This is a genomic window from Anaerococcus rubeinfantis, from assembly GCF_001487145.1.
Classification (GTDB): domain Bacteria; phylum Bacillota; class Clostridia; order Tissierellales; family Peptoniphilaceae; genus Anaerococcus; species Anaerococcus rubeinfantis.
On the sequence record NZ_LN913016.1, the window covers coordinates 580,058 to 598,912 of the forward strand.

Sequence of the window (18,855 nt, forward strand, 5' to 3'; positions counted from 1 at the left end):
AAGGAAAAAAATGGATATAAAGAACTTAGAAAAAATGAAATTGGATGAATTAAGAGAAATCGGCAAGGAACTTTCGATAAAATCTCTTTCATCCTATAGAAAAAGTGATCTTATAGAAATAATAAAAGATACATACAAGAGTCATGAAGATTTAGAAGAAGATAAAAATTCCATCAAGGAAGAGAATGACGAAAATGAAAATTTTGATCTTGGCGAAAAATTTAATTGCGAAGGACTTTTAGATCTTCATGAAGATGGTTTTGGATTTTTAAGAACTGAACTTTATGAATCTAGTAATGATGATATATATGTTTCTCCTAAACAAGTAAAAATGTTTAGACTAAAAACAGGCGATTTTATTAAAGGAATTGCAAGAGTAAAAAAAGATAAAGATAAATTTTCACCCCTAATTTTCGTTTCAGATGTTAATGGCCTAAGAGCAGCAGATGCTTTTAATAGGTCTAATTTTGAATCACTCACACCAATTTACCCAAACCAAAGATTAAAACTTGAAACAAGTAATGATAAAATTTCCCAAAGAATTATTGATATAATTGCCCCAATCGGTAGAGGACAAAGAGGACTTATTGTATCTCAACCAAAAGCCGGAAAGACAACTTTGATTAAAGATATTGAATATGCTCTTGAAAAAAATTTTGATGACTTAAAAATTTTGGTTTTATTAATTGATGAAAGACCAGAAGAAGTTACAGATTTCAAAAGATTTGTAAACCAATACAGGGATAAAGATAATGAGCTTACAAGAACAGAAGTAGCTGCGTCAACTTTTGATAAGCCACCACAAAATCATATTTATATGCAAGAGATGGTTCTAGAAAGAGCAAAAAGACTTGTGGAAGACAATAAGGACGTTGTGATTTTACTAGATTCAATCACAAGACTTGCTAGAGCCTATAATATTATGACACCACAATCAGGCAGAACTCTTTCAGGAGGTCTTGATCCTTTAGCCCTTGTTGGACCAAAGAAATTTTTTGGTGCTGCAAGAAATATAGAAAATGGTGGATCACTTACAATTATTGCTACGGCTCTTGTTGATACAGGTTCTAGAATGGATGATATGGTTTATGAAGAATTTAAGGGAACTGGAAATATGGAATTGCATCTTGACAGAAAACTTGCCCAAAGAAGAATTTTCCCTGCAATTGATATAGAAAAATCATCAACTAGAAAAGATAATTTGCTATTAAATGAAAAAGAGCTTGAAGCAGTATATAAACTTAGAAATTCTGATATGAAAGATAAGGCTGATTTTACAAGTGAATTGATAAATTTAATGAAAAAATGCAAATCAAATGAAGAATTTATAGAAATAATCAACAAAACTTACAAAAATTAACCATAAATTTGTTATATAAGTTATAATGAAGATGTAATAATTAAGTTAGGAATTTTTATGAAAGTTAAAGCAAAAACTATTATAAATATTACAAGTATTCTTATAATTTTGATTTCCGTTTATCTGGGTTACAAGGGTTATAAGATGGGAATATTTACATCCGTTGCAAGTCTTCAAAAATTTTTGCAACAATATGGAATTTGGGCTCCACTTATCTTTATGCTTTTGCAAATAATCCAAATTATAATTCCAGTAATACCTGGTGGAATTACTACAGCCTTTGGCGTAGTTATGTTTGGTCCTTTGTGGGGCTTTGTTTATAATTATATTTCTATTTGTATTGGATCTATTATAGTATTTTTAATTTCAAGATTTTTTGGTAAGGAAGTTGTCCTTGCTATTTTTGGCGAAGAAAATTTTAAAAAATATGATAAGTGGTTAAATCACGAAAAATATGATAAATTTTTTGCATGGGCTATTTTACTTCCAGTAGCTCCTGATGATTTTTTGTGCTATTTTTCAGGACTTACCGATATGAAATTAATAACTTTTGTAAAAATAATTATTTTTTGTAAGCCTCCTTCAATATTTATTTATTCGATGGGACTTGTTTTAGGAATCAAAACAATATTTAAAAGTTTTGCTTGAAAGATAAATATTCATATGGTATAATCATTATTGCTTATTGAAAGAGACAAGAAGAGGTGTTTATATGAAAAAAGAACTACATCCAGCATACCACCAAGCAAAAGTTACTTGCACATCATGTGGTAATGAATTTACTGTTGGATCAACAGAAGAAGAAATAAAAGTTGAAGTATGTTCACAATGCCATCCATTCTATACAGGAAAACAAAGATTTTCTGACCGTGGTGGTAATGTTGAAAAATTCAATAAAAAATATGGAAGAAATAAATAAGGTTAGGTATCTAACCTTATTTTTTATATGTATTTATGAAAATTAGAGATATTTTAGAAAAGGATAATGATGACTTGATCATTGCCCTTACATATTTATTAAATACAAAGAAAAATCTTTTGTTTTTAGACCAAGAAAAAGTTTTGGATAAAAATATTGAAAGAAAAATTTTGAAAATACAAGATAAGATTAATAAAGGATATCCACTCCAATATGCAATTGGCAAGTGGAATTTTTATGGTCTGGATTTATTGGTTGATAAAAGGGCTCTAATACCAAGGTATGAAACAGAAATTTTAGTAGATCTTATAATAAAAGATGAAAATGATAAGAAAAAAATTCTTGATATAGGCACAGGAAGTGGAGCAATTTCTCTTGCTCTTTCAAAAAATATTAAAGATTCTAAAGTTCTTGGGGTAGATATATCAAAAGATGCCATAGATCTTGCAAATGAAAATAAAATTAAGTTAAATATTAATAATGTAGATTTTAAGAAAAGTGATATATTTTCAAATATAAAGGAAAAATTTGAGCTTATTGTCTCAAACCCACCTTATATTAATAAAAAAGATTTTGATAATTTGGATGAGAAATTATCCTACGAACCTCAAAATGCCTTGTACGGCGGAGAAGATGGGCTAGACTTTTATAAAGAAATTATTAAAAATGCAAAAAACTTTCTTAATAAAAATGGTAAAATATATCTAGAGATAGGTTATGACCAAAAAGAACCTATAATAAATTTACTAAATGAATATGGATATAAGAATATTGAGTCCTATAAGGATTTTAATGATTTTGATAGAATAATTAAGGCTTGTATCTAAGGAGGATATATGTTAGAAAATCTAGAACATATGAGAGAAAATTTCAAAGAATTAGAAAAAAAACTTGCTGATCCTGAAGTTTTGTCAGATACAGATAGGTTTAAAAAAGTTTCAAGAGAATACAATCAACTAAAACCAATTGTTGAAAAATACAACGAAATAACAGATGCAGAAGATATGATTAATGAAAATACCGAGCTTTTAAAAGAAGCTGAAGATAAAGAAATGATTGATCTTTTAAAATCTGAAATTGATGAAAATAAAAAAAATCTTGAAAAATACAATGAAGATTTAAAAATTTTACTTATCCCAACAGATCCTAACGATCACAAGGATGTAATTGTAGAAATCAGGGCAGGAGCTGGTGGAGAAGAAGCTGGTCTTTTTGCTGGAAATCTTTACAGAATGTATCATATGTATGCTGATAAACAAGGCTACAAAACTGAAGATATTGATGTATCAAGCCAAGGAATCGGAGGAATGAAAGAAGCAACTTTTATTGTAAGAGGTGAAGGAGCTTATTCAAAATTAAAATATGAATCTGGAGTTCACAGAGTCCAAAGAGTTCCAGAAACAGAATCAGGTGGAAGAATTCACACTTCAACAGCTACAGTTGCTGTTTTGCCAGAAGCAGATGAAGTTGATATAAAAATTGATCCAAATGATATAAGAACAGATGTATATAGGTCAAGTGGAAACGGTGGACAAAGTGTAAACACAACAGATTCTGCTGTAAGACTAACCCATATTCCAACAGGTCTTGTGGTAACTTGCCAAGATGAAAAATCTCAAATAAAAAATAAAGATAAGGCAATGAGAGTTTTAAGGGCAAGATTATATGAAATAGAAGAACAAAAAAGACAAAAAGAAATTTCAGATAACAGAAAATCTCAAGTTGGAACTGGAGATAGGTCTGAAAGAATTAGAACTTACAATTATCCACAGGGAAGAATTACAGATCACAGGATAAATAAAACTATTTATCAATTAGATGATTTTTTAGATGGAAATATTGAAGAAATGATAGAATCATTGATTACAGAAGACCAAACTAGAAAATTAAAGACAATGGGAGAGGAATAATTGTTTGAAATTCTTGCAAAAAGATTTGTAGAAAATTACAAGTCTATCGAAGATCAAAATGTAAGATTAAAATTGATCTCGCTATCAGGTCTTATAGGAATTTTAATAAATATATTTTTATTTATAATAAAAGTAAGCATAGGATTAATAGCATCATCATCAGCAATTTTGGGAGATGCTTTTAATAATATGAGCGATGCCCTTACAAGCCTAATCACCTTAATAGGAGCAAAGGCAAGCAGTAAGCCAGCAGATGCCAACCACCCATATGGTCATGGAAGAAGTGAATATATAGCTAGTTTTCTTGTTTCAATTCTTATTATGCTTGTAGGATTTTTATTGTTTACAAATTCTATAGATAGTTTTTATAAGGGAAATTTACCAAAACTTTCAAGATTAAGTATAATAATTTTGATATTCTCCCTAGGCTTTAAATTCTACATTTATTTTTTAAATAGGAACTTAGATAAAAAATTAGATTCAAAACTAAATTTTGCTGTAATGATTGATGCAAGAAATGATATTCTTTCAACAATATCAATAATAATTGCGGTTATTTTGCAAAAATATATCAGTTTTAACCTAGATGCTTTACTTGGAATAATTCTTTCAATTATAGTATTTAAACCAGGTTTAGATTTATTTTTGGATACTATTGATAAGCTTTTGGGAAAAGGAATCAGCAAGGAACTTCACAAAGAAATTGAAGATATAATTTTATCGGGGGATTTTATACGTGGCTATCACGATTTAAAAATCCACGAATACGGTAGAGGGAAACTTGTTGGAAGTTGTGATGTGGAAGTTCCTTCAAATATTAGTGTTGGAATTATGCATCAAGCAGTTACTAATGTTGAAATGAGGCTTCTAAAAGAGCTAAATATTTCTATAACAATCCACATGGATCCAACCTATTGTTTAATTGAAAACGATGAAAATAAAAAAATAATTGAAAATTTAAGAAAGTCAGTGAAAAATGCAAACAGAGATATTGAAAGTAGATAGAGAAAATATAGATGAAAATATCCTAAACCATGCAGCTGATATTATAAAAAAAGGAGAGCTAGTTGCTTTCCCAACTGAGACGGTTTATGGCTTGGGAGCAGATGGATTAAATCCAAGTGCAGCCAAGAAAATTTTTAAGGCAAAAAATAGGCCAGAAGACAATCCTTTAATTCTTCATATTGACGAAGATTATAAGCTTGACGAATTAGTTGAAAAGGTTGACTATAGGACAAAATTTTTGATTAAAAATCTTTGGCCGGGTCCTCTTACAGTAATACTTAAAAAAAGCCCTATAATTCCTGATATAATTACAGGAGGGGGAGGTACGGTTGCTGTTAGAAGACCAAAAGATAAACTTGCAAGAGAATTTATAAAATTTTGTGACACACCAATTGCAGCTCCTTCTGCAAATATTTCGGGTAGACCTTCTCCAACAAACGCCAAGGATGTTTATTTTGATATGAATGAAAGAATTCCTCTGATAATTGATGGAGGAAGTTCTGATATTGGGATTGAATCAACAGTAATAGATATGAGTTTGGAAAATCCTTGTATTTTAAGACCAGGCTATTATACTTACGAATATATTAAAAAATTTATTCCAAATGTATGTTTGGATGATTCATTGGTTGATGATTCAAAAGTTCCAAGATCTCCTGGTCAAAAATATAAACATTATGCGCCTAAGGCAAAAATGCAAGTTTTTGTTGGAGATAAAAGTATTGAAAAAATAAATGATTTAGCTTTAAAATATAAAAATGAAGGAAAAAAAGTAGGAATATTAGTTTTTGATAAGTATACTGAAAAATTTTCTTCCTATACTACACTTTCTTTGGGAAACAGGGATAATTTAATCGAGATGAGCCATGTTCTTTTTGAAGCTCTTAGGGATTTGGATAGAAAAAATGTAGATATTATTCTTGCCCAAGGAGTTGAAGACATTGGGCTTGGAAAGAGTATAATGAATAGGATGAAAAAATCAGCATCTGGAAATATTTTTAATGTGTAAAGGAGAAATGATGGGTAAAGTAACAGTTTTAGATCATCCAGTGATCAAACATAAAATTTCAATTTTAAGAGATAAAAATACAGGTTCTAATGAATTTAGATCAATAATAAGAGAAATAACAATTCTTCTAGCATATGAAGCAAGTAAGGATTTTACCTTAGAAGAATATGATATAGAAACACCAATTTGTAAAACAAAAGGTTATCAACTTTCAGGAAAAAAATTAGGAATAATTCCAATTCTTAGAGCAGGTCTTGGTATGGTTGATGGACTAATTGAAGTTTTCCCAGCAGCAAGAGTTGGTCATATAGGAATGTATAGGGATGAAAAGACAATGAAACCTATAGAATATTATTTAAAAATTCCTAAAGATTCTAACAAAAGAGATATGTTGGTAATTGATCCAATGCTTGCAACAGGTGGTTCAGCTTGTGATGCTATCCAAAGATTAAAAGAAAAAGGATGTACTTCTTTAAAATTATTAAATATAATCGCAGCTCCTGAAGGGATCAAAAAAGTTCAAGAAGAACACCCAGATGTGGATATTTTTATAGCTCAATTAGATGAAAAATTAAATGATGATTGCTATATTGTTCCAGGACTTGGAGATGCTGGAGACAGATTATTTGGTACCAAATAAGAGGATAGGATAATATGAGTAAAGAAGAAATATTAGTAGTAAGAGAAAATGGGCCGTTAAAGGGAGAAGTTTATATTTCTGGAGCAAAAAATTCTGCTCTTCCAATCCTTGCTGCAAGTCTTTTAGCAACAGAGGAAGTAATTTTAGATGAGGTTCCAAAGCTTAAAGATATTGAAGTAATGGTTGAAATTTTAAGAAGTTTAAATGCTAAGGTTGAATATATTACAGAAACAAGTCTTAGAATTGATTCTTCAAAGGTTGATAAATATGAAACTCCTTTTGACTTAATGGATAAAATGAGAGCATCTTTTATAGTAATGGGTCCACTTTTATCAAGATTTGGTCATGCAATAACAAAAGCTCCGGGTGGATGTAATATTGGAAAAAGACCAATTGACTTGCATTTAAAAGGTTTTGAAGCTCTTGGTGCTGAAACTATAATGAGTCATGAAGAAATATCTTCTAGAACAAAAAATGGTTTAAAAGGAAATGTAATCTATTTAGATTTTCCTTCAGTAGGAGCAACAGAAAATATAATGATGGCAGCGACTATGGCTGAAGGCGAAACTGTAATTGAAAACGCAGCCAAAGAACCAGAAATTGTAGATCTTGCTTCATTTTTATCAAAAATGGGAGCAAGTATAATTGGAGCAGGAACATCTAATATCACTATTAAAGGTGTAGAAAAATTAAGAGGAACAAGACACACCATAGTTCCAGATAGGATTGAGGCTGCAACTTATATGCTTGCAGCAGCTATTACTGGTGGAGATATCTTGGTGAAAAATGTCTTAGGTTCTCACATTAGGCCAATTATAGCAAAATTAATTGAAATGGGTGCACAAGTTGAAGAAATTGAAGATGAAGATATGATTAGGGTTAAGGCTGATGGAAAATTAAAATCCACAAATATTAAAACCCTCCCTTATCCAGGTTTTCCTACAGATGCTCAATCTCAGTTTATGGCTTTAATGACAGTTTGTAAAGGTGAATCATCAGTTGTAGAAACTGTATTTGAAAATAGGTTTATGCACGTTGATGAGCTTAAGAAAATGGGAGCTGCAATAATTACCGAAGGAAACAGGGCTGTAATTGTTGGAGTTGATAAGCTTCATGGAGCTGAAGTAAAAGCTACAGATTTAAGAGCAGGGGCTGCTTTAATTCTTGCAGGTCTTGTTGCAGATGGAGAAACAAAAATATCTGATATCTACCATATAGATAGGGGATATAGTTATCTAATCGAAAAGTTTACAAAACTTGGAGCTCTTATTGAAAGAAAACAGGTAAATTAATAATGAAATTTGAAGGCATAATTAAAAGTATAATTTATAGAAATGAAGAAAATGGATACACAGTATTATCCTTGGAAACTTCTGACTCACCTATAACTTGTACTGGAATTATGCCTTTTTTTAATGAAAATGATCAAATTCTTGTTGAGGGAGAATTAATTTATCATGATAAATATGGGGAGCAAATAAATGTAGAAGGTGCTAGGATAAAAAAACCTTCTGGTAAAAAAGCAATTATTTCCTATCTTTCTAGCGGAAATATTGAATCAATTGGAAAAAAAACTGCCGAATTAATTTATGAAAAATTTGGTGACCAAGCAATTGACATTGTTTTTAATGAACCTAATAAACTTTTATCAATTCATGGAATTGGAAAGAAAAAACTTGAAAAAATAAAAGAATCTACAATTGAAGCTAAAGATAGCAGAGAAGCTCTCTTATATCTTCAAGGTTTAAATATTTCATTTAATTTGGCAAATAAAATTTATAAGGCCTACGGTGACAATACAATTTCTATAGTAAAAACAAATCCTTACAAATTATCTGAAGATATTTCAGGGGTTGGTTTTGTAATGGCTGATAATATAGCCATAAACATGCAAATGGAAAATGATTCTAAATTTAGAATTTCAGCAGCACTTTCTTATATTTTAAAAAATGATGCAGAGATGAGCGGGTCTTGTGCTATTAAAAAAGAAGATTTGATAAATAAAACTTTTGACTTGATAAAAGTTGATAAAAATAAAATAGATGAACAAATTAATGAAGATCTTTTAAAATCAAAAATTCAAATAATGAAAATTGCTGATGACGACTTTGTTTATGATAAGGATATTTATAAGGCTGAAAAATCTACAGCAATTAATCTTTCAAGACTTCAAAATGAAAAATACATATTTGATATAGAAATTAATGAAGACTTGGATGCTTTTTCGAAAGAGCAAGAAATTGCAATTAAAGAGGCTTTTAATAATATGCTTTTGGTAATTACTGGAGGTCCAGGAACTGGAAAAACTACAATTATAAAAGCAATTTGTAATATTTTGGATGAAAATGGATTAAAATATAATCTTGCGGCTCCAACAGGAAGAGCTGCAAAGAGAATGCAAGAATCAACAGAAAATTCTGCTCTTACAATCCATAGACTTATTGGAATTAAACCTGATAGTCCAATTCCAGAATATAATGAAGATAATCCTTTGGAATGTGATTATGTAATTGTTGATGAAGCGTCAATGATTGATATAAAATTGATGGATAAATTATTGAAAGCCTTATCAACAAATACAGCCTTAATTTTGGTTGGAGATCATAATCAACTTCCTAGCGTTGGTCCTGGGAATGTTTTAAAAGATATTTTGGATACGGACATAAAATCTGTTAGGCTTAAAAAAATATTTAGGCAGGCCAAGGAGAGCAATATTGTTGTAAATGCACACAGGATAAATGATGGCTCGTATCCAATTTTAAATCAAAAAAATAAAGATTTTTTCTTTATAGATTCAAATTCTAAAAATTTTGAAAAAGATTTGCTCGATTTAGTTAAGTTCAGGCTTCCAAATTATTATAAGCTTGACCCAATTAATGATATTCAAATTCTTGCTCCAGGTAAAAAATCTTTGTGGGGTGTAGTTAACATTAATGATATTTGCCAAAAAGAGTTAAATAAAAATCCAAAATCTATTAAAATTAATAATAAAATTTTCAAATTAAATGATAAGGTAATGCAGGTTAGAAATAATTATGACCTTGTAAGCCTAGATCCAGGAAATTTTGAAGATGGGGTCTACAATGGAGATATTGGAAGAATTTTTGATATTGATAAAGAAAGAGAAGAATTAAAAGTTGAATTTTATGATGGAAATATTGTATCTTACAAGAAAGAAGACATAAAAGATTTAGATCTTTCTTATGCAATTACAATTCATAAATCTCAAGGATCTGAATTTGATTGTGTTTTAATTCCAATGATGAGCACAGCTTATATGCTTTTAAATAGAAATTTATTGTATACAGCTATTACAAGGGCGAAAAAATTGGTGGTTTTACTTGGTGAAAAAAGAATTTTAAAACAAATGGTAAGAAATAATAATGAGTCAAAAAGATTGACTAATTTGAGTTTTTGGATAAAAGAATTGTCAGAGGCCTTAAAATGATTGGGGATTTTTTATTTTTGGATGATAATTTGTGCCTTTTTTGCAAGGAAGAAGAAAGAGAGAAATTTTTCTTGTGTGAAAATTGCCTTTCAAAGCTTGATTATGTTGACAATGAATTTGAAATTTTAAATTATAAGGCGAGGTCCTTATATTTTTATAATTCTTTTATATCTCACTTAATTTCTGATTATAAATTTAATAGGAATACTTCTTTGTATAAGGTTTTTGGTCAAATGCTTTATGAATTTTTAAAAGAGAAGAATATGGATGATTTTGATTATATTTTGACTTGTCCATCATCAAATTCCGTTTTAAATTTAAGAGGATTTGACCATGTGAAATTAATCTGTGATTATTTCATAAAAAATACTGATATGACCTATCTTAAAGGCTTTAAAAAAATCAAAAATACAAAAGCTCAACACAAATTATCTCTTGAGGATAGGGCAAAAAATTTGAGAAACTCCTTTGAATTTAAAGGAGATTTGACTGGGAAAAAGGTTTTGATTTTTGATGATATTATTACAAGTTCAAATACGGTAAAAGAAATTATAAGAACAATAGAAAAATCAAATCCCAAAAAACTTGAAGCTATAGCCATAGCTTCAAGTCATAGGGTAAAAAAATAAGGTGCGGGGCACCTTTAGAGCGTAGACAAAGTTAGTTTAGTAATTTATTATTAATTTAAAAATAAAATTACGCTACTGCCCATCTCGACTAAGTGAGTGAAACGAACGCATGGAGAGATCCCATGAGATTTCTCCGCTCGTTACACTCGGTCGAAATGGGAAAATTTTTAGTTTGTCAACATTCTGAAGGTGCAAGCCACCTTATTTTTTATGCATTTTCTTTCAAAAATTCGTGGATTTTTACGGCTAGGGCCATTTCTATTCTTTTTTTGAAAACTTTGCAACCATAATCGTAAATTTTATTTATATCGCCGCCTGCATTATAATTATTTGCTGCACATCCTCCTGAACAATACATTTGTGCCCAGCAGTCTTTGCATTTTTCTTGGCTATATAAATTATTTTTCTTAAAATCTTTGATTATTTCTTCATTTTTTATTCCTTCAAATACATTTCCTATTTTAAAATCATCATTTCCAACAAATTGGTGGCAAGGGAATAAGTCTCCTGTTGGAGTTACTGCCATATATTCTGATCCGGATCCACATCCGGAAATTCTCTTGTAAACGCAAGGACCATTGTTTAAATCTATCATATAATGATAGAAAATAAATTTATCATCCTTATCAATTGCATCAATCATCATATCTGCAAGTTTTTCATATTCTTGATAAATTCTTGGAAGGTGTGCTTCTTTTAAAGCATAATCTTCTTCATTATTTCCAACAACTGGCTCAAGTGATGTTCTTTTAAAACCTAAATCTAGGTAAGTTTTTATATCTTCAGTGAAATCTAAATTATTTGCAGTAAAGGTTCCTCTCATGTAATATTCCTTGTCCCCACGAGATTTTACTAATTTTTGAAAATTTGGAACAATTTTATCGAAAGATCCTCTTCCATCAGAAGTTTTCCTAAACTCATCGTGTTTTTCCTTTCTTCCGTCAAGAGAAAGCACAACATTTTTCATATTTTCATTAAGATATTCAATTTTTTCATCATCTAAAAGCATTCCATTTGTGGTCAAAGTGAAATTAAAATGCTTATTAAATTCTTTTTCTTTACTTCTTGCATAATCGACGGTATTTTTTACCAAATCCCAATTCAAAAGCGGTTCTCCACCAAAAAAATCTATATCTAAATTATAGTGAGATCCAGAATTTTCTAAAAGAAAATCTATGGCTTTTTTTGAAACTTCATCTGTCATGATTGCTTCAGGTCCATGGTAGCGGCCTTCTTTGGCAAAGCAATATTCACAAGATAAATTGCAAGTGTGACTTACATTTAAGCACATTGCCTTAAGGTAAGTTTTTCTTTTGTCTAAATCAATGGTCAAGTCTTTGAAATCATCCTCTGAAAATAAAACTTTTTCTGAAACTAAATTTTTAACTTCTTCATAGGCTTCATCAAATTGGTCCTTATTTATTTTGTGAAGACCCATAATTTCTTCTTCAATTTTTTCTTTTTCTATATCTTTATTTAAAAGACTAATAATATCATAGGAAATTTCATCAACCAAGTGAACTGATCCAGAATAAACATCCAAAACAATATTATAGCCTTTTGCCTTATATTGGTGTATCATTTTTTCTCCTTAATTTATAGTAAAATAGTAAGAATTATACAATAAAAAAATAAGGGGCTTGCCCTTATTTATTTTTTGTGTTAACACATTCTTGGTTAGCAACTCCACAAGATGTTTTGCAAGCTGATTGGCAAGATGTTTGACATTCGCCACAGCCGCCGTCTTTTTTGCTTTTGTGAAGATTTCTTGTATTCAAAGTAATAATTCTTTTCATATGTATCTCCTTTTTTTCTATAGATTAATAATATCAAAATAGACTTTTTTTGTCAATCTATAAGAGGAATCGAAGAATCATCTATAGATAGGTCAAAACCTAAGTTATCAAGATATTTGATTTGGTCAATTATTTTTTGATTTATTATCTCTCCGGGAATTAAAAGAGGAATTCCAGGGGGATAGGCGTAAACATATGAAGCTGAAATTTTTCCTTGAGATTTTTCTATTTTTTCAAGGTGATTTTCTTTTGAAAAACTTTCACTAATGGAATATTTTTTCTGGCATTCTACAAATTCAAAAGAAAAATCAGATTTTTTATACTTTATTTTTTTATCAATTTTTATGAGGGCATTTTTTAGCCTTTCAAAACCTTCTTTTGTATCAAAAATACTGGAAATTAGAATCACATAAGTCGCACTTGCCATCTCGATTTCAATTTTTTCTTTATATAATAAATCAGCAAGGTCATTTCCATTTATATTTGTATTTTTACAAGAAATAAGAATTTTTGAAATATCCTTATTTTTAGAATTTATAAATTTTAAATTTTTAAGTTTTGTTTGGTACAAAGAATTTAAATTTTTAACTAAATCATCCCAAAGGTCAAAAAATCTAGGAAATTTTTCAACCATATCATCAATTGATCCACTTATAAGATAGGATGGGGAAGAGGTTTGGAAAATTGCCATATTTCTTCTGATTTCTTTTTTATCTATATTTTTATTCTTTATTATAATCCCACTTGAAGGAGTAAGGGCAGACAAATTTTTGTGAAAAGATGTTATGGCAAGGTCATAGGAAAAATTATTTTTATATTCTGACAAAATTGTATGAGAACCATGAGCCATATCAAGAAGTAAAAAAATATTTTTATCCTTAATAATTTTTTGGATTTTTTTCAAATTGACCATATAGCCCTCATAAGTTGGAGATGTTATAAAAATCAAAGAATAAGAATTTTTTTCGATTTTTTCCTTTAAATCTTCATAATCAATATCGTAGGCCATATCATTTTCATCTATTTTTACCCTTATATAGTCAGGATCAAGATCAAAAACTTCAATAGCATTAAAAACAGACTTGTGGGAATTTCTTTGGACAAGGATTTTTTTATTATTTTTTGTAAGTGCCCTAAGGCTTGCAAGAATTCCACAAGTTGAACCATTTGTTGATATTATAAAATCATCAGCATTATAAATTTGAGCAAGCTTTTTTTCCATATTTTTAAAAAGACTTTTTGGATTATTTAAATTATCAAAATCCCTAATTTCAGTTATATCCCTATCGTAGGAAATTTTTTTATTTAAGATTTTTTTATTCCTCTTATGCCCTGGCATGGCAAAGGGATAATAATCTTCTTTTATATATAAATCTAATTTTTCATTTAGCATTTTTTTATCCTTTCTATTAAAAATATTATACTACAAAAATTTTTATAAATTTTTTTTAAAAATATGACATGATATTTACATAATCTGTGATATAATGTATAATTGTATCGAAAAAGTTAACATGAATTTAACATCTTATAAATACAAAATTAATATTAGAAAAGCGAGGAAAAAATGAAAAGAGATAAAAAATTAAAAATATCTTCATTTGTTATATCTTTGGTAATAATGCTTTTTATGCAAAGCTTTATTGAAGATTTTTCTTACAAAGTTTATACAAATGAAAACATAGAAATCAGCCAATCTGAACCTGTTAGCCAATATTCTGATAATTTCAAAATAAATTCAATTTATATTGGTGATAAACTATTAGACCTTGATAAGGTTGAAATGAAAGGATGGACAAAGGCAAAAACCGATACGGGTTACCCAGTCCAAACAAATGGATATAGCAAGGGAAATAAATTATCTATTAAACCAAGTCCAAGCTTGATGTTTAATAAACTAAGTGTAAACTTTGAAACAAGTCCAAAATATTCTACAGCTGTTATGACTTATCTAAAAGACCATACAATGACAATGTATGCTAGCTCATCTGATAACAGATCATATGTAGATATAAATTATACAGACTTTTTATCAATTCTTACACAAACATTGATTTTTATCGGATCAATAATTCTATTTTCTTTCTTTATATATAATTTAATTAGGAGAATAGAAGAGGCCTCTGATAAGAAAAAAGAAATTTTATGCATAGGCAAAGATTATGTTTTGAATTTTATAATCTTGGGCTTATCTATTTTTGGTCTTAGCAAACTAAAAGCACACATTCCAGAAGAAGAATTTTTTACATTCTTCCATGCCCCTTATACATATCAAGATTTGATTTTATTTGTTTCAATTGTATTTTTGGCATCACTTGGAATGAAAAGTATTTACAAGAGAAAATCAAATATTAAGGCTCTTGATATTACAAATTGGATTTTATTTATCCTAAATCCATTTATGTCATTTTATATATTAGAATCTGCCTACAATCCAAATTTCGGATCAATGGAGCTTATTTATATTTTAATTAATGCTCTAATCCTATTTTTGATTCAAGTATTAATATATATAGTAATAAGAAAAAAAAGATTATCAATGATGTTTATCTTAGTTTTATCAATTGCATTTGGTATAGCTAATGATGCCTTGTATATTTTGAGAGATTCACCACTTATACCTGCGTTTTTGGGTTCACTTGGTGTTGCAGCTGACGTAGCAAAAGATACAGTTATAGAATTAAATGGTCATTCATTAATGGCATTTTCACTTGCAAGCTTGTGGTTATTGATAATTTCTTCAATAAATGAAGGAAAAATTAAAATTTCAAAAATATCTTATGTAAAACAATTGGCAGGATATTCTGCAATATTTGCCTTGATAACTGTTGTTAGTGTAAATTATTTTATAAAACAAAACGGTGTAGGAGTAAACTTATGGAGACCATCTAGAACTTATTATGTAGAAGGTTCACCTTATAGTTTCTATAGAATTTTTGCAAACCAAATTCTTACAGCACCAAAAGGTTATGATGAAAAAGAAGTTGAAGATACTCTTGAAGAATATTACAACAAAGATATAGGAACAAAAGAAAATAAAAAACCAAATATTGTAATGATTCAATCAGAAGCCCTAGCAGATTATTATGGAAAAGGAAATTTAAAATTAAGCGAAAATCCTATTGCTTTCCAAAGATCTCTAGATGAAAATGCAATCCAAGGAAATTCTTATGTTTCAGTTTTGGGTGGAGGAACAGTAAACTCAGAATATGAAGCCCTAACTTCCGTTCCTTTGACATTCTTCCCACTAGGAGCCTATCCTTTCCAACAATATGTAAAAGAAGGACACACATCTGTAGGAAGAGTTTTGGAAAATCAAGGTTACAATACATTTATAACTCATCCAAACAAGCCAACAAATTATTCTAGACAAGAAGTTTGGCCAAATTTAGGATTTAAGAATATAGCATTTTTGGGAGACTATGATAATAGTCCAGAAAGTTTTGAATCAACAAATAACTTTATGAAAGATTCAGTTGCATTTGATAAAATCAAAGAACAATTTGAAAATAAGTCAGATGATAAACCACTTTTTGCTTATCTTGTTACCATGCAAAACCATGGAGGCTACACTTCAAATGTTCCTGGAGATATAAAAGTATTAAATGAAAATAATGGTGATGACAAGGGTACTAGCCATTATGTAAATTTACTAAAAAAATCTGATGAGGATTTAAAAAATCTTGTAGAATTTTTCAAATCATATGATGAACCAACAATTCTTTGTATTTTTGGTGACCATCAACCACAAAACTACGATGTCTTTATGAAACTTATAAAATCAAGCGATAATTATACAAACAAAGATGTGTTCTATACTCCATTTACTATCTGGGCAAATTATGATATAGCTGAAGAAAAAGATGTAAATATGTCTTTAAATTATCTAACTCCATATTTATTGGAAAAAGCTGGTGGAATAAAATTATCAGCTTATGAAAAATATATGTTAGATATGCACAAGGATTATCCAATTCTTACAACTAAACAAATATTTAATAACGATGGTCTTGAAGTTAGTAAAGATGAAGAGTTTATAAAAAGAAATAATAAATTAAATTCATTAATTTATTATGAAATGAAGCAAGATACAAAATCAGATAAATATTTCAATGAAGCTTCTAAATAAAATTTTCCGAAATCAAGTAAATCTTGATTTCGGTTTTTTTGTTGGTCAAATAATGTGATATAATAATTACAAAAAGAAAAGAAGGAGAATTAATGCAAAATCTAATAGATTTAATTAGATCGACTTTTTCTAATGAGATAGCCTTATTAATTATAAGTATGCTGCCACTTATTGAACTTAAAGGTTCAATACCAATAGGGCTTGCCATGGGGTTTAAGCCAATAGATGCTTATTTATATTCAATTATAGGATCAACAATTCCTGCAATTTTTATTCTTTTATGGATTATGCCAATTATTTCTTATATGAAAACAAAAGACAGTCTAAAAAAATTAGCAGGATGGGCAGAAAAAAAAGCGAAAAAAAAAGAAGGAAATATAAAAAAATATGAATATTTAGGTTTGTTTTTATTTGTAGCCATTCCTTTACCAGGAACTGGAGTTTGGATGGGATCTTTGATTGCATCAATTCTTGGTTTAAATAAGAAAAAATCTCTACTTACAATAGCTGTGGGAAACCTAATAGCTGGTCTAATTATTTATACTTTTTCAAGTTTTTTCTTTTAAGGAGAATAGATGAAAATTAAAAAAATATTATTAAAAGCATTATTAATATTACTGATGATAATTACAGTATTTGCTGCTTTTACACTAGTCAAAGGATTTATTTCATCACAAGTTGTAAATGATGAAAATAAATTTACTGGAAATGATCTTTCAGATGAAAATAAAATTAAACAAAAAAACAAAGATGAATTGTTATTTCTTTTTGCTGGAGTTGATTCAACAGGTGAAAAAGTAAATACAAGAACCGATACACTTATGCTTGTTTTAATGAATAAAAATAGCAAAACAATAGATATAATATCAATTCCTAGAGATACAAGAGTTTATGTTGATGGAAATCTAGATAAAATTAATGCAGCTCATTCCTACGGGGGAATGGGAGATACAATTAGAACTATAAGAGATTTTTTGTATATAGATCTTGACTACTATGCAGAAATTAGTTTTAAGGCAGTAGAAGATGGAGTAGATAAATTGGGAGGAGTCGATATAGACGTTCCTGAACAAATTGCTGAGGCACAAGAAATTGAGCCTGGCCTTCACCATTTCAATGGAAAAGAAGCTCTTGATTATTGTAGGTTTAGAAAAGGTTATGCAAATGCAGATTTGGGAAGAATTTCTTGCCAACAAGATTTTGTCGTACAATTTATAAAAAATATGACAAAAGTCAAAAATATAATAAAAATTCCAGGAGTAATTTCAAAGGTTAATGATAATATGGATTCAAATATAAAAATGTCAACAATTTTATCTTTCGCTTGGGCCTTTAGAAATATTGATGATGCAGAAATAAATACCCAAACTATACCAGGATATCCTGATATGATAGATGGAATATCTTATTATATACCAGATAATGAAAAAACTATAGATATTAGAAACAAAATATTGTACAATTATTTATTAGGAGAATAAAGGAGAAAATATGGATATCAAATCAACTATTAGAGTAATTGAAGACTACCCACAAGAAGGAATTTCATTTAAGGACATAACAACCCTTCTAAAAAACAAAGAGGCCTACCAAGAAACTTTAGACCTCATGGAAGAAAAATTAAAAGATTTTGAATTTGATTATATTATTGGAATCGAATCAAGAGGATTTATTTTTGGAGCAGCCCTTGCTGATAGATTAAATGTAGGATTTATCCCAGTAAGAAAACCAGGAAAACTTCCAGGAGAAATAAAATCATTGTCATACGATCTTGAGTATGGTCAAAGCACAATAGAAATTCATGAAGATTCTTTAGAAAAAGGCGACAAAGTTGTAATAGTAGATGACTTGATTGCAACAGGAGGTTCCGCAAAAGCTTGCGCAAGCCTTGTAGAATCTCTAGGTGGAGAAGTTGTTTGCTTAGAATTTTTAATAGAACTTACAAGCCTTAAAGCTCGTGAAGAATTAAAAGACTATAATGTAATTTCAATAATAGAATATGATCATTAA

The 18,855-nt window shown here is 29.1% G+C and carries 18 protein-coding genes; 15 read left to right on the forward strand and 3 right to left on the reverse strand.

All coding sequences use genetic code 11. The features are described from left to right. Positions 1–10: 10 nt before the first annotated feature. The 11 genes from rho to BN3265_RS03720 all read left to right on the forward strand — a co-directional run bounded on the left by rho (position 11) and on the right by BN3265_RS03720 (position 10,920). On the forward strand, positions 11–1,360 hold the full coding sequence (rho, locus tag BN3265_RS03670; protein ID WP_058990207.1) for a transcription termination factor Rho: 1,350 nt from the start codon (positions 11–13) through the stop codon (positions 1,358–1,360). A gap of 57 nt (positions 1,361–1,417) precedes the next feature. After that, the gene (locus BN3265_RS03675; RefSeq protein ID WP_058990208.1) at positions 1,418–2,008 is read left to right on the forward strand and encodes a TVP38/TMEM64 family protein; all 591 of its coding nucleotides are present in this window, start codon (positions 1,418–1,420) and stop codon (positions 2,006–2,008) included. Positions 2,009–2,072: 64 nt separating this feature from the next. Continuing rightward, the gene (gene rpmE, locus BN3265_RS03680; protein WP_049690726.1) at positions 2,073–2,279 is read left to right on the forward strand and encodes a 50S ribosomal protein L31; all 207 of its coding nucleotides are present in this window, start codon (positions 2,073–2,075) and stop codon (positions 2,277–2,279) included. 35 nt (positions 2,280–2,314) lie between these two features. Beyond that, positions 2,315–3,106: a peptide chain release factor N(5)-glutamine methyltransferase gene (gene prmC / locus BN3265_RS03685; RefSeq protein WP_058990209.1), complete on the forward strand. Its 792-nt coding sequence runs from the start codon at positions 2,315–2,317 to the stop codon at positions 3,104–3,106. A 9-nt stretch (positions 3,107–3,115) separates the two neighbouring features. Next, positions 3,116–4,189 carry a peptide chain release factor 1 gene (gene prfA / locus BN3265_RS03690; protein WP_058990210.1) on the forward strand — a complete coding sequence of 358 codons (1,074 nt, stop codon included), beginning with the start codon at positions 3,116–3,118 and terminating at the stop codon, positions 4,187–4,189. Continuing rightward, on the forward strand, positions 4,190–5,194 hold the full coding sequence (locus tag BN3265_RS03695; protein ID WP_058990211.1) for a cation diffusion facilitator family transporter: 1,005 nt from the start codon (positions 4,190–4,192) through the stop codon (positions 5,192–5,194). Then, positions 5,166–6,203: an L-threonylcarbamoyladenylate synthase gene (locus tag BN3265_RS03700; protein WP_058990212.1), complete on the forward strand. Its 1,038-nt coding sequence runs from the start codon at positions 5,166–5,168 to the stop codon at positions 6,201–6,203. Before BN3265_RS03695 ends, BN3265_RS03700 begins: the two co-directional genes overlap by 29 nt. Before the next feature lie 10 nt (positions 6,204–6,213). Continuing rightward, entirely contained in the window at positions 6,214–6,843 is a 630-nt protein-coding gene (gene upp, locus BN3265_RS03705; RefSeq protein ID WP_058990213.1) for a uracil phosphoribosyltransferase, read from the forward strand. Positions 6,844–6,857: 14 nt separating this feature from the next. Further along, positions 6,858–8,135 carry a UDP-N-acetylglucosamine 1-carboxyvinyltransferase gene (murA, locus tag BN3265_RS03710; RefSeq protein WP_058990214.1) on the forward strand — a complete coding sequence of 426 codons (1,278 nt, stop codon included), beginning with the start codon at positions 6,858–6,860 and terminating at the stop codon, positions 8,133–8,135. Between the two features lie 2 nt (positions 8,136–8,137). Further along, entirely contained in the window at positions 8,138–10,291 is a 2,154-nt protein-coding gene (recD2, locus tag BN3265_RS03715; protein WP_058990215.1) for an SF1B family DNA helicase RecD2, read from the forward strand. Continuing rightward, the gene (locus BN3265_RS03720) at positions 10,288–10,920 is read left to right on the forward strand and encodes a ComF family protein (protein ID WP_058990216.1); all 633 of its coding nucleotides are present in this window, start codon (positions 10,288–10,290) and stop codon (positions 10,918–10,920) included. Before recD2 ends, BN3265_RS03720 begins: the two co-directional genes overlap by 4 nt. A gap of 208 nt (positions 10,921–11,128) precedes the next feature. Here the strand turns inward: BN3265_RS03720 and scfB are convergent, their stop codons facing one another. The 3 genes from scfB to BN3265_RS03735 all read right to left on the reverse strand — a co-directional run bounded on the left by scfB (position 11,129) and on the right by BN3265_RS03735 (position 14,109). Further along, positions 11,129–12,502 carry a thioether cross-link-forming SCIFF peptide maturase gene (gene scfB / locus BN3265_RS03725; RefSeq protein ID WP_058990217.1) on the reverse strand — a complete coding sequence of 458 codons (1,374 nt, stop codon included), beginning with the start codon at positions 12,500–12,502 and terminating at the stop codon, positions 11,129–11,131. A gap of 64 nt (positions 12,503–12,566) precedes the next feature. Continuing rightward, on the reverse strand, positions 12,567–12,716 hold the full coding sequence (scfA, locus tag BN3265_RS03730; protein ID WP_004817312.1) for a six-cysteine ranthipeptide SCIFF: 150 nt from the start codon (positions 12,714–12,716) through the stop codon (positions 12,567–12,569). A gap of 52 nt (positions 12,717–12,768) precedes the next feature. Further along, the gene (locus tag BN3265_RS03735; RefSeq protein ID WP_058990218.1) at positions 12,769–14,109 is read right to left on the reverse strand and encodes an aminotransferase class V-fold PLP-dependent enzyme; all 1,341 of its coding nucleotides are present in this window, start codon (positions 14,107–14,109) and stop codon (positions 12,769–12,771) included. Positions 14,110–14,283: 174 nt separating this feature from the next. On the opposite strand from BN3265_RS03735, the gene BN3265_RS03740 reads away from it, so the two are divergent. The 4 genes from BN3265_RS03740 (at position 14,284) to BN3265_RS03755 (ending at position 18,855) form a co-directional block, all read left to right on the forward strand. Further along, on the forward strand, positions 14,284–16,845 hold the full coding sequence (locus tag BN3265_RS03740) for a sulfatase-like hydrolase/transferase (RefSeq protein ID WP_058990219.1): 2,562 nt from the start codon (positions 14,284–14,286) through the stop codon (positions 16,843–16,845). 92 nt (positions 16,846–16,937) lie between these two features. After that, positions 16,938–17,411, forward strand: a complete 474-nt coding sequence (locus tag BN3265_RS03745; RefSeq protein WP_058990220.1) for a COG2426 family protein — start codon at positions 16,938–16,940, stop codon at positions 17,409–17,411. Between the two features lie 9 nt (positions 17,412–17,420). After that, positions 17,421–18,326 (forward strand): LCP family protein, encoded by a 906-nt coding sequence (locus BN3265_RS03750; RefSeq protein ID WP_058990221.1) that lies wholly within the window; start codon positions 17,421–17,423, stop codon positions 18,324–18,326. A 10-nt stretch (positions 18,327–18,336) separates the two neighbouring features. After that, a complete protein-coding gene (locus tag BN3265_RS03755; protein ID WP_058990222.1) occupies positions 18,337–18,855 on the forward strand; it encodes an adenine phosphoribosyltransferase in 519 nt (172 codons plus the stop codon).

Coding starts and splice junctions, on each gene's coding strand:
- BN3265_RS03740 (WP_058990219.1), top strand. CDS start 14,284: ATGAAAAGAGATAAAAAATTAAAAATATCTTCATTTGTTATATCTTTG.
- upp (WP_058990213.1), top strand. CDS start 6,214: ATGGGTAAAGTAACAGTTTTAGATCATCCAGTGATCAAACATAAAATT.
- BN3265_RS03745 (WP_058990220.1), top strand. CDS start 16,938: ATGCAAAATCTAATAGATTTAATTAGATCGACTTTTTCTAATGAGATA.
- prmC (WP_058990209.1), top strand. CDS start 2,315: ATGAAAATTAGAGATATTTTAGAAAAGGATAATGATGACTTGATCATT.
- BN3265_RS03700 (WP_058990212.1), top strand. CDS start 5,166: ATGCAAACAGAGATATTGAAAGTAGATAGAGAAAATATAGATGAAAAT.
- scfA (WP_004817312.1), bottom strand. CDS start 12,716: ATGAAAAGAATTATTACTTTGAATACAAGAAATCTTCACAAAAGCAAA.
- BN3265_RS03675 (WP_058990208.1), top strand. CDS start 1,418: ATGAAAGTTAAAGCAAAAACTATTATAAATATTACAAGTATTCTTATA.
- BN3265_RS03750 (WP_058990221.1), top strand. CDS start 17,421: ATGAAAATTAAAAAAATATTATTAAAAGCATTATTAATATTACTGATG.
- prfA (WP_058990210.1), top strand. CDS start 3,116: ATGTTAGAAAATCTAGAACATATGAGAGAAAATTTCAAAGAATTAGAA.
- rho (WP_058990207.1), top strand. CDS start 11: ATGGATATAAAGAACTTAGAAAAAATGAAATTGGATGAATTAAGAGAA.
- BN3265_RS03755 (WP_058990222.1), top strand. CDS start 18,337: ATGGATATCAAATCAACTATTAGAGTAATTGAAGACTACCCACAAGAA.
- murA (WP_058990214.1), top strand. CDS start 6,858: ATGAGTAAAGAAGAAATATTAGTAGTAAGAGAAAATGGGCCGTTAAAG.
- BN3265_RS03720 (WP_058990216.1), top strand. CDS start 10,288: ATGATTGGGGATTTTTTATTTTTGGATGATAATTTGTGCCTTTTTTGC.
- recD2 (WP_058990215.1), top strand. CDS start 8,138: ATGAAATTTGAAGGCATAATTAAAAGTATAATTTATAGAAATGAAGAA.
- scfB (WP_058990217.1), bottom strand. CDS start 12,502: ATGATACACCAATATAAGGCAAAAGGCTATAATATTGTTTTGGATGTT.
- BN3265_RS03735 (WP_058990218.1), bottom strand. CDS start 14,109: ATGCTAAATGAAAAATTAGATTTATATATAAAAGAAGATTATTATCCC.
- rpmE (WP_049690726.1), top strand. CDS start 2,073: ATGAAAAAAGAACTACATCCAGCATACCACCAAGCAAAAGTTACTTGC.